Annotated in this window: 13 protein-coding genes and 1 pseudogene; 12 read left to right on the forward strand and 2 right to left on the reverse strand. The window is 60.9% G+C overall.

Going from position 1 to position 14,186, the window contains the following annotated elements:
* Positions 1-29: 29 nt before the first annotated feature.
* The 12 genes and pseudogenes from G3580_RS04670 (at position 30) to G3580_RS04725 (ending at position 12,559) form a co-directional block, all read left to right on the forward strand.
* Complete coding sequence (locus tag G3580_RS04670) at positions 30-1,484, forward strand: hypothetical protein (RefSeq protein ID WP_173764161.1); 1,455 nt, start codon at positions 30-32, stop codon at positions 1,482-1,484.
* On the forward strand, positions 1,444-2,112 hold the full coding sequence (locus G3580_RS04675; RefSeq protein ID WP_173764162.1) for a hypothetical protein: 669 nt from the start codon (positions 1,444-1,446) through the stop codon (positions 2,110-2,112). Before G3580_RS04670 ends, G3580_RS04675 begins: the two co-directional genes overlap by 41 nt.
* Positions 2,031-3,230, forward strand: a complete 1,200-nt coding sequence (locus G3580_RS04680) for a hypothetical protein (RefSeq protein ID WP_217424601.1) — start codon at positions 2,031-2,033, stop codon at positions 3,228-3,230. Before G3580_RS04675 ends, G3580_RS04680 begins: the two co-directional genes overlap by 82 nt.
* Positions 3,231-3,510: 280 nt before the next feature.
* The gene (locus tag G3580_RS04685; protein WP_173764164.1) at positions 3,511-3,903 is read left to right on the forward strand and encodes a hypothetical protein; all 393 of its coding nucleotides are present in this window, start codon (positions 3,511-3,513) and stop codon (positions 3,901-3,903) included.
* Positions 3,900-5,150, forward strand: a complete 1,251-nt coding sequence (locus G3580_RS04690; RefSeq protein WP_173764165.1) for a glycosyltransferase family 4 protein — start codon at positions 3,900-3,902, stop codon at positions 5,148-5,150. Before G3580_RS04685 ends, G3580_RS04690 begins: the two co-directional genes overlap by 4 nt.
* On the forward strand, positions 5,147-6,001 hold the full coding sequence (locus tag G3580_RS04695; RefSeq protein ID WP_173764166.1) for a dTDP-4-dehydrorhamnose reductase family protein: 855 nt from the start codon (positions 5,147-5,149) through the stop codon (positions 5,999-6,001). Before G3580_RS04690 ends, G3580_RS04695 begins: the two co-directional genes overlap by 4 nt.
* Before the next feature lie 31 nt (positions 6,002-6,032).
* A complete protein-coding gene (locus G3580_RS04700; RefSeq protein WP_323847997.1) occupies positions 6,033-7,025 on the forward strand; it encodes a polysaccharide biosynthesis protein in 993 nt (330 codons plus the stop codon).
* A 4-nt stretch (positions 7,026-7,029) separates the two neighbouring features.
* Positions 7,030-8,148 carry a non-hydrolyzing UDP-N-acetylglucosamine 2-epimerase gene (gene wecB, locus G3580_RS04705; protein WP_217424602.1) on the forward strand — a complete coding sequence of 373 codons (1,119 nt, stop codon included), beginning with the start codon at positions 7,030-7,032 and terminating at the stop codon, positions 8,146-8,148.
* 4 nt (positions 8,149-8,152) lie between these two features.
* Complete coding sequence (locus G3580_RS04710) at positions 8,153-9,097, forward strand: UDP-glucose 4-epimerase family protein (RefSeq protein ID WP_173764169.1); 945 nt, start codon at positions 8,153-8,155, stop codon at positions 9,095-9,097.
* Positions 9,094-9,654, forward strand: coding sequence for a sugar transferase (locus G3580_RS04715; RefSeq protein ID WP_173764170.1), 561 nt, complete (start codon positions 9,094-9,096; stop codon positions 9,652-9,654). The genes G3580_RS04710 and G3580_RS04715 overlap by 4 nt, the downstream gene beginning before the upstream one ends.
* Before the next feature lie 399 nt (positions 9,655-10,053).
* A pseudogene (locus G3580_RS04720) lies at positions 10,054-11,738 on the forward strand (polysaccharide biosynthesis protein).
* A gap of 8 nt (positions 11,739-11,746) precedes the next feature.
* Positions 11,747-12,559 (forward strand): symmetrical bis(5'-nucleosyl)-tetraphosphatase, encoded by an 813-nt coding sequence (locus tag G3580_RS04725; protein WP_173764171.1) that lies wholly within the window; start codon positions 11,747-11,749, stop codon positions 12,557-12,559.
* Here the strand turns inward: G3580_RS04725 and G3580_RS04730 are convergent.
* The gene (locus tag G3580_RS04730; protein ID WP_228720769.1) at positions 12,556-13,257 is read right to left on the reverse strand and encodes a lysophospholipid acyltransferase family protein; all 702 of its coding nucleotides are present in this window, start codon (positions 13,255-13,257) and stop codon (positions 12,556-12,558) included. The two genes, G3580_RS04725 and G3580_RS04730, sit on opposite strands and share 4 nt — an antisense overlap.
* Positions 13,258-13,331: 74 nt before the next feature.
* On the reverse strand, positions 13,332-14,090 hold the full coding sequence (locus G3580_RS04735; RefSeq protein ID WP_173764172.1) for a GNAT family N-acetyltransferase: 759 nt from the start codon (positions 14,088-14,090) through the stop codon (positions 13,332-13,334).
* Positions 14,091-14,186: the final 96 nt, after the last annotated feature.

Here is a 14,186-nt window from a genome sequence, read left to right on the forward strand (position 1 = left end):
TCTGAAGCTTTTGCTTAAGCGGTTTATTCATGATTCGGGCGATCTACGTCTTTTCCCTCTTCGCAGTCTCGTGCCTTTATTTTCTGGCAGCACCACATTACCCGGGCCGATGGCTGGAGTACCTCGCGTTTTCGGTCGCGGCCAACGGGTTGTTGTTTGCCGGTTTTCGGCGTCGGGCGCTTTATTTCGACGCGTTCATCGGCATTTTCCTCTGGCTGGGATTCTGGTTGAAGATGTCCTTGCGTCTGGTGCTCGCGGGTGGGGCGTTCAGTGAGCCTGTCGGTGCCTTCGACGGTTCACCGGCATCGTTCGATGGCGTCATGCAGGTCGCGACGCTCGCCTTTTGTGCGCTTCTGGCCGCCAGTTTTTTGCGCGAGCGCGTTTTCAGTTATCCGGATCAACCACCTGCCTGCGATCGCGCCGGGTTGTTTCTCTTCTACCGCCGATATCGCTGGTGGGTGCTGGCGGCCCTGTTCGGCGTCGTCGCAGTCATTTCCATCACGAACATCTGGCTTGGGGTCTATCAGCGCGGGATGGTCTCCGAAACCAGATTGCCTTTCGGTCTGAACGGTGTTTTCACCTGGGCATTGCAGTTCGGCCTCGCTTCTTTTGTCGCACTGGTCGTGCGATTCGAGCTCGAACTGGAAGAACGACTTTCCGCCGTGGCCATCCTGGCGCCGGTCATCGAGGGGTTTATGACGAACACCGCGATGTTGAGTCGAGGCATGGTGCTCAATGGCATGGCCCATGGCCTGGGCGGCTTGCGAACCATGCTGGCCCGTGGCCTGCCGCTTGGCGTCTGGCGCATCGCGGCAGCCTCAGCCGTGTTCTGTGTCTTCTTTATGGTGTCTGTGCTCGCGGTCAATTACCTGAGGATCGCCAAGTTCAATCCGGGTGAGGCAGGGCTCGACTCGCAAACGACGACCGTGACGCAAAGCTTGACGACGCCGCTGTTCATCGATCGCTGGGTCGGCATCGAAGGCCTGATGGCTGTTGTCTCTTCAGACGCGCAAGGCTGGGATCTGTGGCGCGAGGCCTGGCGGGAGCGCTTCCAGCCCGGGACGCCGAGTCTCTATGATTCGAAGCTCATCGTTTCTCCTTATGTGGATCCGGGGATCGATCGCACCCGCAATCACTTTGTTTCCCTGCCGGGTCTCATCGCGTTCCTCTATTACCCTGGCACGCTGGCATTTCTCTTTGCAGGCCTGGTGATGGCCGCCTGGCTGGCGGCACTACTTGAGGTGCTTGCCTTCCGGTATTGCGGGGGGAACTGGGTGCTTTGCTCGCTGTTCGCTCAGGTGATTGCGTTCCGCTACGCAAGTTTCGGCTACGTGCCCGGGCAGTCGTATCTGCTGTTCGGTGCGCTTGTCCTGAACGGTGTCATTCTTCATGCAGCGGACCGGGTTTGCTCTTGCCTGGATGGCGGAAGGTCGGCTTCACGAAGTGCTGCTCATCGAACACTTGAACGGCGGCATGAGACATAAAATTTACCTGCTGTTTCCGCTGGCAGTCCTGTTCAACTCATTTTCAATGACCGCTTTGCTGCTGGCCTTTGGCCTGGCAGGACGCTCCGAAGCGGCGGCCGATATCGGTCTTGTGCAGGCAGCGTCTCTGGCGCTGTTCTTCGCTTTTTCGGCCAATGGCAGGAATGTCGTGCTTGCGGCGTCCGATGCCGGCGCCCAGGGGGTGGCATCATCGTTGATCCTGACGCGGCTGGCGCTCATGGTGCCACTGGCCGCGGCGACCTATTTCCTCAGCGTTTCCATCGGTGGTACGGCAACGATCCTGTCGCTGGTGCTCATCGCGCGGCGCGCCAGTGAATGGATCGGCGAAATCGCGTTGGCCCGGCACGAGGTCGTCGGAAACGTTCGTGCTGCCTCGCTCACGGTCGTGGCGGAGAGCTGTTCCTTGCTCGCCTGTCTCATTGGTACTTTGTTTTTCGATCTCGAACTGACCATGAGCGCCCTGCCCTGGGCGCTTGTTCCGCTGATCGCAGTCCGGGGGGGGGATTCAAGCTCGGCGGCCAACAGATGGGCCTACGTGCCTTGCTCCCGCATTTCGGTTCTTCGGGCATCATCGGCGCAAGTGTTTTCATTTTTCGACTTTCCGTGACGCTACTGGCTGGGAAAGCTACGGCAGGAAGCCTGTTTACGGCGTTTGCCATCGGTAGTCTGATCCCCACCATATTCGGTCAGGCGCTCGCCCCGACCTTGATTCGGCGCTACGGTCATGGCCGTCTGCCCTCTGTATTCGCCCTGGCGCCGCTGGGCATGATGGCGGCAGGCGGTGTGGTGGCCGGCGTTTCCGTGCTGTTCCCCGTCGTCATTTCCGATTCGGGGCTCTCCCCGACGTTCTGGGTTGCCACCGGGCTGTCCATCGTTGGTGGTGGTCTGATGACCCTGGCGACATTGTGGCGCACCCGGATACTCCACGAGAGAGGTCGGAACGTATTCGGTCCGGATTTGCTCGCCAATGTGCTGATCGCGACCAGCGTCCCGTTTGTCTACCACGTGTGCGGGGCAGAGTGTCTGGGTGCGCTGTATCTGTTGAGTGCGCTTCTCAATCTCGCGTTCCTGTTTGGCGCCAAGTGCCAGCATCCCGAGCAACGTCAGGACAGGGAGGGCTTTGTGCTGACCATTTGCCTGTTGCTCGTCGCCCCCGTGTTCTTCCAGCTGGAGGGTGGTTTGTTCAGGGATCCCGCCTTTGTCTTCAATGCGCAGGGGAGCATACAGAAACTTCCGTTGCCGCTTTCGATGCTGGCCCTGTTCGTCGGTATTGCCATGCTGGGCAATTACTGGCAGGCATCCCGAACGCTCACCACCCTGTTCTTTTCTGCCCTCCTGTTCGTGATGACTTCCCTGATCTCGGCTCAGGGGAGTGCCAGTCAGGAGGGGGCGAAGCTGCTCCTTCTTGCACAGTTCCTGATGCCGATGTTTGCTCTGGTGCTGGGCGAAATGGTCGGTGTTACCCCCCGTGGCGGCCGGCTGTTCCTGTGGGGGGCATGTGCCACGCTGCTACTGGTGTTGCCAGCCCAGTTGATGGCCAGCATCCTTGAGGGTTACACCTTGCTTAGCCCGAAGGTGTTCCTGTTCAGCATCTATCAACACCTTCAATACTTTCCGATGGTTGTTTCGGCATTGGTGATCGCAATATCGGTTCCATTCTGGAAGGGGGGGGGCATCGACCGAATCGCGGCCGGGGGCTTCTCGTGGTGTCCTCCGTCTTCCTGATCTGGGCTCAGTCATTGGTGGCGGTCGCCGGATGGATCATGGCAATCTGTGGTGTTTTTGCTGTCCATCTGTCGCGAACTCGTTCGCATGTTCGATCAGGTCTCGCCTCGGCGGCCCTTTTCTTCTTGCTGGTCAGCGTGGTGGTGGCGTGGCTGAGCTGGGTGTCCGGGGCGAACACCGATACGGTGGTCGACCAGCAGTCCTGGCAGTCCAAGTATTCAACGATGTCGGACGCGCAAGGTGCCGGGCTGCCGTCGGGGCTCGAGCAGCGGAGGGTGCAATGGCGGTTCTTCTACGACGGGGTCGTGGAATCCCCCCGGACGTTTCTGATTGGTCACGCATCTCCCCCCCGCGTGACGAACACCCCAGTGCGCACAACTACTGGCTCGATACCGCCTACAACTTCGGCATCCTTGCGCTCCTGCCCATACTCGGTTTGCTGGGCTGGAGCGTGCGCAACATCTACCGTGCAAGGGCAAGGTTGCTCTCTCAGCCCGAGACGCTCGGGCTCGTGCTTTCGCTAGGCTATTTGTTGTTCATTGAAAACATGTTGAAGGTTGGGATGCGACAGCCCTACCCCGGCATAATCACTTTCTTTCTCTGGGGATTGCTCGTCGCCCGACTGCGGGCCGGTTCGACGTACAAGACCGCTGCGGAGGCGTCGACGCGATGAGGGTGCTGGTCCTGTCTCAGTATTTCTGGCCGGAGAATTTCGGCATCACGGGGCTTGTGAAGTCGCTGCAGGAACGCGGCGTGGAGGTGACGGTGCTGACTGGGCAGCCAAACTATCCGAGCGGCTCGGTTTTCGATGGCTATTCCGCCTGGCAAACCTCCCGGGAACTGATGGATGGGATTCCAGTGCTTCGTGTTCCGGTCGCGCCACGGGGGAAGAAATCGGGTTTGAGGCTTGCCGTCAACTACCTTGCCTTTGTCGCCAGTGCGCTCGTCTTCGGTCCTTGGTTGTTGCGTCGGCACCGCTTCGATGTTGTCTTCGTCTATGCTCCGTCTCCGTTGCTCCAGGCGATTCCGGCCATCTTCATCGCGTGGCTCAAGCGGGCGCCCATGGTGCTCTGGGTCCAGGATCTCTGGCCTGAGAGTCTGTCGGCGACAGGCTTTGTCCGCAATGCACGTGTGCTTGGGTGGGTCGGTTCGGTGGTTCGTTTCATCTATCGACACACGGATCTGGCCCTCATCCCCTCGGAGGGCTTTCGCAAGCCGATCGAGAAGCTTGCGCCACCCGGAATGCCGATCGAGTTCTACCCCAATGCCGTTGCCCGCAGCGAGCCCTGTTCCGAGCCGCTTTCCGAGCCGATCCAGGTGCTGCTCGCTGGGATCGCAGGGTGCCGTTCAGTGGTTTTCGCCGGTAATCTGGGGGCTGCGCAATCCTTGGAAACCATCCTGGGCGCCGCGGAATATCTGGCTAAAGAGGGGCATGAGGCGCGGTTTTTTCTGGTCGGTAGCGGCAGCTTGTCGGACTGGCTTGCCGAGGAGATCGAGCGCAGAGGGCTCTCCAACGTATCGCTTCCCGGACGCTTTCCACCTGAGACGATGCCGGCCATTTATGAGGCGGCGTCGGTGCTTCTGGTTAGCCTTCGTGATGAGCCGATTTTTGCATTGACCATTCCGAGCAAGGTGCAGGGTTATCTTGCGGCCGGAAAGCCGATCATTGCCGCTCTCAACGGCGAGGGGGCACGGCTTGTCGAGGCAGCCAGTGCCGGTGTCACCGCACCTGCCGGTGACTGCAGGGCTCTTGCGGACCGCGTCATTCAAATCTTTGGATTGGAAGAGGCTGAGCGACGCGAAATGGGGGAAAATGGGCGGCAATTCGCACAAAGGCATTTCGAACTCGATGGCTTGGCGGACACACTGGTCTCCCGGTTGGATGCTTTGACGGTGAAACGGAGGAACTCTTCACCATGAGAATTCTGGTGCTTGGCGTGTCGGGCATGTTGGGCAATGCCATGTATAGGACGCTCTTCGGGGACTCGGGGCTAGAGGCTTGGGGGACGGTGAGATCGGCGGGCGCGATGCGTCACTTCGACGAAGAGATGGCGGCACGCATCGTCACCGGCGTCGATGTCGAGACGGCGGATGGGCTGTTGGGCGTGTTCGAGCGTGTGAAACCGCAACTGGTCGTCAATTGCATCGGCCTGGTCAAGCAATATGCGGCGGCGAAAGACCCTTTGCTCGCGCTCCCGATCAATGCGATGCTGCCTCACCGGTTGTCGCGCTACTGCGCACTCGTGGGCGCTCGCCTGGTGCACTTCAGTACTGACTGCGTGTTCAGCGGGAAAACCGGTGGGTACCGTGAATCGGATCCCTCCGATGCCGAGGATCTCTACGGGAAGTCCAAATTCATCGGCGAGGTGTCGGATGCGCATGCGGTGACGCTCAGGACGTCGATCATCGGGCATGAACTGGAGAGTCATCATGGTCTGGTCGAATGGTTTCTGCGCCAGACGGATGGTATACACGGGTACCGACGCGTTATTTTTTCGGGGCTTCCGACGGTCGAAATTTCGCGGATCGTCAGGGACTTCGTGATTCCCCACCCAGAATTGTCCGGTGTCTTCCACGTGGCATCGGCCCCCATTGCCAAGCACGACCTGTTGCAACTGGTCGCCACAGAATACGGCAAGTCGATCAGTATCGAACCTGACGACTCGGTCGTTCTCGACCGCTCGCTCATTGCCGATCGCTTCAGAGATGCAACGGGATATGTGGCGCCGGATTGGCCTGAGCTGGTGCGGCGCATGAAGAATTTCAGCTAAGAGGACGTATATGTTTTCCGGAAAGACACTGATGATCACCGGTGGAACGGGGTCGTTCGGTAACGCGGTTCTGACGCGGTTTCTCGACACGGCGGTCAAGGAGATTCGAATCTTCAGCCGTGATGAGAAGAAGCAGGAAGACATGCGGATTGCCTTGAACAATCCCAAGCTGAAGTTCTACATCGGGGACGTGCGCGAATACTCATCCGTTGCGGATGCGATGCAGGGGGTGGACTACGTTTTCCACGCCGCGGCGTTGAAGCAGGTTCCGTCGTGCGAGTTCTATCCCATGGAAGCGTTGAGGACCAACGTCATGGGGACCGAGAACGTGCTCAGTGCGGCAAACAATGCGGGTGTGGACCGGGTCGTGGTGTTGTCGACCGACAAGGCGGTCTATCCGATCAATGCCATGGGGATTTCCAAGGCCATGGCGGAAAAGGTCATGGTGGCAAAAGCGCGTCTGCAGCAGCCGGGGAAGGCCGTTTTCTGCGCCACCCGGTACGGAAACGTGATGGCATCGCGTGGGTCCGTGATTCCGCTGTTCGTAAATCAGCTCAAGGAAGGGAAGTCCCTGACGGTGACCGACCCCAACATGACACGGTTTCTCATGTCGCTGGAGGACTCGGTCGATCTGGTGCTCTACGCATTCGAGCACGGTCAGCAAGGAGACATCTTCGTCCAGAAGGCGCCGGCATCGACGGTGGGCGATCTGGCTCAGGCGCTCAAGGAGTTGTTCGGCAAGGGCGATTCGGAGACCCGCGTCATCGGGACGCGCCACGGGGAGAAACTCTACGAGTCGCTTATTTCCCGGGAAGAGATGGCTCATGCGATCGACATGGGCGGCTACTACCGGATTCCGGCGGACAATCGCGATCTGAATTACGCGAAGTACTTCAGCGAAGGTGAAACGGACATCTCGACCCTGGACGATTACACGTCCCACAACACACAGCGGCTCACGGTGGAGCAGGTCAAGGCACTGCTGATGTCACTCGACTACATCAAGGAAGAACTCGGTGCTTAAGGTCATGACCATCGTCGGTACGCGGCCCGAGCTGATCAAGATGAGCCGCGTCATCGCCGAGTTCGATCGCTACACGCATCATGTGCTCGTGCACACCGGGCAGAATTTCGACTACGAATTACACCAGGTGTTCTTCGAAGATCTGGACATCCGAAAGCCGGACCATTTTCTCGAGGCGGTCGGTGAGAACGCCGCACAGACGATCGCGCGTGTCATCGAGCGTTCCGATGAAGTCCTTGAGCGTGAAAAGCCCGACGCCGTCATGCTCTATGGAGACACCAATTCGTGTCTTGCGGTCATCGCGGCCAAGCGACGGAAAATCCCGGTCTTTCACATGGAAGCCGGGAATCGGTGCTTCGATCAGCGGGTGCCGGAGGAACTGAACCGCAAAGTCCTCGACCATCTGAGCGATATCAATATGGTCTTGACCGAGCATGCTCGGCGCTACCTGATCGCGGAGGGTATCCGTCCTGAAACCATCATCAAGACGGGGTCCCACATGCGCGAGGTCCTTGACCATTACATGCCGAAGATCCGGTCTTCCGTTGTGATAGATCGGATGGGCCTGAAGCCCCGTGGTTATTTCCTGGTCAGTGCCCATCGCGAGGAAAACGTTGATAGCCAGAACAGCCTCGGCGACCTCATGGATACGCTCAACGCTCTGGCCGAAACCTATGATGTTCCGGTCATCGTATCGACCCACCCGCGCACGCGAAAGCGGCTCGATGCGCTGACCGGTTTCACGCCGGACGCCCGCATCGAATTCATGAAGCCCTTCGGCTTCTGCGATTACATCCGTTTGCAGATGGAGTCGCTGTGCGTGATTTCCGATAGTGGAACCATCACGGAAGAAACCTCGCTCCTCAATCTGCCGTCCATCACGATACGGAATGCGCATGAGCGCCCGGAAGGCATGGACGCCGGTACGCTGATCATGGCGGGTCTCAAGCGTGACCGGGTGCTGGACGCAGTGCGAATCACGCTTGCGCAGTTCGACCCGGAAGCGCATGCAACCCGAACCGTGGACGATTATGAGAACGCGGCGGTCTCGAAACAGGTCTTGCGCGTTGTCGAGAGTTACACCGATTACGTCAACCGGGTCGTCTGGCGAAAGGCGCATTGATTCCATGGTGACCCTGGTAACAGGCGCCAGTGGATTCGTCGGCTCGGCGTTGTGTCGCAAGTTGAGGGCCGAAGGTGTGAGCGTTCGCGGCGCTGTCAGGCAATCAGCGACATTATTGGGCCTCGACACGGTCGATGTCGGGAACATGTCGGGTGAAACGGACTGGGCCGAGGCGCTGGAAAATGTCAGTCAGGTCGTGCATCTGGCCGCCCGTGTTCACGTAATGAATGATGACAGCGCTGACCCACTGGCCGAGTTTCGCCGCGTCAATGTGGAAGGTACCCGCCGGTTGGCAGAGCAGGCTGTCGCCCTCGGCGTCCGGCGATTCGTTTATGTCAGCAGTATCAAGGTCAACGGTGAAGCAACTGAACCGGGCTGCCCATTTACGGCTGCGGATACACCTGCCCCCACGGACCCGTACGGGATTTCAAAACTCGAAGCCGAGCAGACGCTGCGAGAGATTTGCGCCCGATCCGGCATGGAATGGGTGATCATTCGCCCTCCGCTCGTCTACGGCCCGGGGGTTCGCGCCAACTTCGGATCGCTGATTCGATGGGTGCGTCGTGGCGTACCGCTTCCGCTCGGTGCCATGACGGCCAATCGTCGCAGTCTTGTGGCGCTGGATAATCTGGTGGATCTCATCGCTACTTGCCTGTGCAATCCCCATGCCGCCAATCAGACCTTCCTGGTCAGCGATGGGGAAGATCTGTCCGTTGCAGATCTACTTGAGCGCATCGGCAAAGCCATGAACAGGCCTGCGCGACTGATCCGGGTTCCCCGTGTCCTGCTCAAGTGGGGAGCATCATGGCTGGGGAGGCGCGAAGTGTATCAGCGCCTCGCGGGTTCATTGCAGGTAGACATCGAATCGACGCGACAACAACTTGGCTGGGCGCCCGTGGTCTCCGTCGATCAGGCCTTGCGCAAAACCGTCGAGAAGGGTTGGGAATGAAGCGCTTTTTCGACGTCATTCTCGCCATCGTTGTGTCCATGGTATTTGCGCTGCCCATTCTCGTTATTGCGCTTCTGGTGCGGTTGACGTCGCCAGGCCCGGCACTCTACTGGAGCGATCGCGTCGGACGGGACAACCGCATCTTCAGGATGCCGAAATTCCGCAGCATGAGGATTGATACGCCTGCGGTCGCGACCCACCTTCTCGACCGTCCCGATCAGTGGCTCACGCCGATCGGGTCGTTCCTGAGAAAGTCCAGTCTCGACGAGTTGCCGCAGCTGTGGAGCATCGTCAAGGGTGATATGAGTTTTGTCGGGCCGCGTCCGGCGCTGTTCAATCAGGCGGATCTGATTGCCTTGCGGACTGAAAACGACGTGCACCGGCTCGTTCCCGGATTGACTGGCTGGGCACAAGTGAACGGGCGAGACGATCTACCGACCCCGAAGAAAGTGGTCCTCGATACGGAGTATCTCCATCGGCAATCCTTCTTCTTCGATTTGAAAGTTCTGTGGCTGACCTTTCTCAAAGTGATCACCCGAGACGGCGTCCAGCACTGATCCATGACTTGACGCTCCGTTTGTGCAGATACGCTGACTGAACGCTTGTGCTGCTTCATTGAGGCGGTTCGCGTTGTCCCATCCGAGCCTGCTTGGCGGGCTAAGAGAAGGGAGGGGCGGTCATGGCAACAGATCCTGAGAAATGCAGAAGGGGTGGCGCCATAGCGATATAATGCCAGCCTCGATGACATCTCAGCCCGCCGACTGACCATGCTGACCCGATCCCTCCTTGTCGTCCTGTTCGATCTGCTGACGGCAGCCGCCGCATGGATGCTCGGGTTTTTGCTTCGCTTCAATTTCGAGTGGCCACGTGGATACGAGTTGAAGTTCTCAGTCGGACTGGTCGTATTACTGATCGTGCATGCTCTGGCCTGCCGGTGGGCGGGGCTGTATCGGGGAATGTGGGTGTTCGCCAGCCTCCCCGATCTGAAGCGCGTGCTCAAGGCTGTCGGACTGTCGTGGATTGCGGTTCTCGTTCTGCTGGCGCTCGACAGAACGCTGCCAAACATCCCGCGATCGATGGCCATTCTCTACCCGATGCTCCTGATCGTCATCATGGGGGGCGGTCGTGCCGCATGGAGGATGTGGAAAGAGCATCGTCTGTACGGAGGGCTCCTGTCGTCCGGCAAGCCGGTGGTCGTCGTGGGGGCCGGAACCGGCGGCGCCATGCTTGTTCGGGAACTGGAGCGCAGTCCCGACTGGCGTGTTGTTGCTCTTGTGGATGATGATCCCGCCAAGCGCGGTCTCGAACTCTACGGCTGCCCGGTCGCCGGCAGCATTGCGGATCTGCCTGAAGTGCTTGAGGAATCCAAGGCGGCTCACGTGATCCTGGCCATGCCTTCCGCCGCGGTCGACGCGCTGTCCCGCGCAGCGGACCTGGCTGTCAGGGCGGGCGCCCACACGTTCACCGTGCCCGGACTGGACGAACTCATGAGCGGAAAAGTGGCCATCAACGCCATGCGTCCGGTCGCCATTGAAGATTTGCTCGGGCGCGAGCCGGTGTCCATTCAGTCCGAACATGTCAGTGCCATGGTCTCGGGCAAGACGGTGCTGGTTACCGGGGCTGGCGGCTCCATCGGCAGTGAACTTTGCAGGCAGTTACTGCGTTTCGAGCCGGCGCGTCTCCTGCTGTTCGAAGCCAGCGAGTTCGTTCTCTACAGTATCGAGCAGAGCCTGGAGGGTACCAGCGGCGATGTCGAGATCGTGCCCTTGGTCGGAGACGTAAAGGACGAACGACGGGTGTCGGAACTCTTCGAGACATGGCGCCCCGAACTGGTCTTTCATGCCGCCGCCTACAAGCATGTGCCCCTAATGGAGGTGGATAACGCTTGGCAGGCTGTTCGCAACAACGTGCTGGGCACGCTAGTGGTGGGCCGTACGGCCCAGACGTTCGGTGCAGAACGATTCGTGCTTGTCTCCACCGATAAGGCGGTGAATCCGACTAACGTGATGGGCGCAACCAAGCGGCTTGCCGAGATGGTTTGCGAGGCGCTGCACTCTCAGGGGGGCAGACCCAGTTCGAGATGGTGCGTTTCGGCAACGTGCTAGGCAGCACCGGTAGTGTGATTCCGAAGTTTCAGGAGCAAATCGCGCGCGGTGGCCCGGTGACGGTCACGCATCCCGACATAAATCGCTTTTTCATGTCGATTCCGGAAGCGGCGCAACTGGTGCTTCAGGCGGCCAGCATGGGGCGAGGGGGGGAGGTGTTTGTGTTGGACATGGGCGAGGCAGTGAAGATCGTGGATCTGGCGCGCAACATGATTCGCTTGTGTGGATACACCGAGGAACAGATCCGGATCGAGTTCACGGGTTTGCGCCCGGGTGAAAAGCTCTACGAGGAGTTGCTCGCTGACACCGAGGCGACTCGGGAGACCCCGCACCCCAAACTCAGAATCGCGCGTTCGCGTCCGGTGGATGCCAGTTTCCTAGCCGCCATTACGACGTGGCTGGATCAGCGGGGCCCTGTGTCCGACGAGCACGTCAGAGCGGAACTACGCCGCTGGGTGCCGGAGTACACACCGGCAATCATCAAGCCCGAGTTACCCCCCGTTCACGACAGCGCGGCGGTCAAACGCGTCTCCTGAGGGTTGTTGTGGCGCGCTACGCAATCGGTGACATCCAGGGCTGTTTCGATTCGCTGCAGGCGCTGCTGGCGAAGCTGGGCTTCGATCCGCGCGAGGATGTGCTCTGGAGCGTGGGCGATCTGGTCAATCGTGGCCCCAAGTCGTTGCAGGTGCTGCGTTTCTTCCGCGAACTGGGCGACGGTGCCCGCGTCGTGCTGGGTAACCACGACCTGTATCTGCTCATGGTGGCGGCGGGTTGGCGCAAGCGCGGCAAGGACGACACGCTCCAGCCGGTGCTCGATGCGCCCGATGCCGACGCGCTGCTCGAATGGCTGGCGCATCAGTCGCTCATGCATGTGGATGATGGCTTCGCGATGGTCCACGCCGGGCTGTTGCCCCAATGGGAGATCGGCGAGGCGCGCGCGCTGGCAGCCGAGGTCGAATCCATGCTGGGCAGCGACCGGCGCGATGCGTTCCTGGCCGATCTGGCGGGAAATACGCCGGCGAGCTGGTCGGCGGCGCTGGAAGGTCAGGATCGGCTGCGCTGCATCGTCAATGCCATGACCCGCATGCGCTTCTGCACGCCGGACGGCACCATGGAGTTCAAGCACAAGGGGCCGCCGTCGAATGCGCCTGCAGGCGCCATGCCCTGGTTCGAGGTGCCCGGGCGCCGTCACCGGACGCATACGGTGATCACCGGGCATTGGTCGGCGCTTGGGCTGTATCGCGGCGAGGCTGTGGTGAGCCTCGATACCGGCTGCCTGTGGGGTGGGCGCCTGACCGCCTATCGGCTGGAAGATGCGCGGATCTTCCAGGTCGATTCGGTGGAAAAGGCGGCCTAGGCGGCGAGCGCTTCGGCGGGTGTCTGCTCGGGCGCCACCCGGTCGGTGATGGCTGCATGGGCTGCCCGGGCGATCTCGCGGCGATGGGCGGTGCCGGTGTCGATGGCCGGCAACACATCCAGATGCACGACGATCCGCCGGCTGCCCACGATGCTGGCGATGCACTGCCCGAGGCTCACGTCGCCGTCGTAGGCGGCGGCACGGGTGAAGCCGCCCTCCGGCGTGCGATAGCGCAGGGCGACGGGCTGGATCGGGTGGCCGGTGAGGATGGCCGGCTGCAGCAGGGCGGCATGAAAGTGCAGCACATGGCTGCCGTCGGTGGTGGTGCCTTCCGGAAACAGGGCCACATGGCGACCGTTGGCCATGCATTCGGCGATCTCGTCGTTGATCACGCGGGCGTGGCCACGGCTGCCGCGACGCAGGAACACGGTCTCGTTGACCGCCGACAGCCAGCCGATGACCGGCCATTCACGCACGTCGGCCTTGGACACGAAGGCGGCCGGGGTGAGGGCGTTGATCACGAAGATGTCCACCCACGACACATGGTTGGCCACCAGCAGGCCGCGCTCGATCAGTGCCGCGCCCGAGATGTGCAGCTCGATGCCGAGGATGCGCAGCAGCGTGCGCGACCAGCGCTGGCGGATGCGGCCCCGCGTCGCAATGCCGAGGAAGGGGAAGACGGTGGCCGACGTGAGCACGCCCCGCACCAGGTGCAGGGCGAGGCGGGTGTAGCGCCACAGGCGTGTGGCGCGCCGGCTGGGCTGTTCGGGTTTCAGGCTTTTCGTCCCATGAAGTGTTTGGCGTACTTGCCGTCGACCCGGGTCATCGGCATCAGGATCGGCAGATCGGCGGTGTTGAAGTCCGGGTCCCAGGCCGGCTCGCCACAGATCCACGCGCCAGCGCGCAGGTAGCCCTTGATGAGCGGCGGCGCTTCGGCCGGCAGCTCGCCGTTGAGCTTGTCCAGCGGCAGCGCCGTACGCGGGAACACGCGGTATTCGAGCGGCGCCATGTGCTTGTCCTTGAGCTGATTATACAGACTGGCCGCCAGGTGCCCGCCGTCCGCCATGCTGATCGAGGCGCAGCCGACCAGATAGTCGTAGCCGCGTTCCATCATGTAGCGCGCCAGCCCCGACCACAGCAGCGTGATGACCGCGCCGGAGCGGTACTCGGCGTCGATGCAGGAGCGGCCGATCTCGACCAGGCGGCTGCGCAGGTGCTGCAGGCGGGTCAGGTCGAACTCGTTCTCCGAATAGTAGCCGCCGACGCGGCGGGACGACTCGGGGGAGAGAATGCGGTAGGTGCCGACGATCCGGCCCTGGTCCTCGTCGCGGACGATCAGGTGATCGCAGAACGGATCGTAGATGTCGCGATCGACGCCGGGCGTGCGCGAAGACAGTTTCGCACCCAGTTCCTCGGCGAACACCCGGTAGCGCAGCTTCTGGGCTTCCAGGATCTCGGTCTCGCAGGTCGCCAGGCCGACATGGAGGTTGCGGCGTTGGCGTGCACCGCGGTCCAGGCGTTTTTCGAGCATGGGGCTGTCCTCGTTCGTTGTGTGCCTGCACTCTAGGAAGGGCAGATTGCGGTGCCGTGACATCCGCGTGACGCTGAGGTGACGACGTCGGCCCGC

Origin of the sequence: Nitrogeniibacter mangrovi (genome assembly GCF_010983895.1) — a bacterium.
GTDB lineage: Bacteria > Pseudomonadota > Gammaproteobacteria > Burkholderiales > Rhodocyclaceae > Nitrogeniibacter > Nitrogeniibacter mangrovi.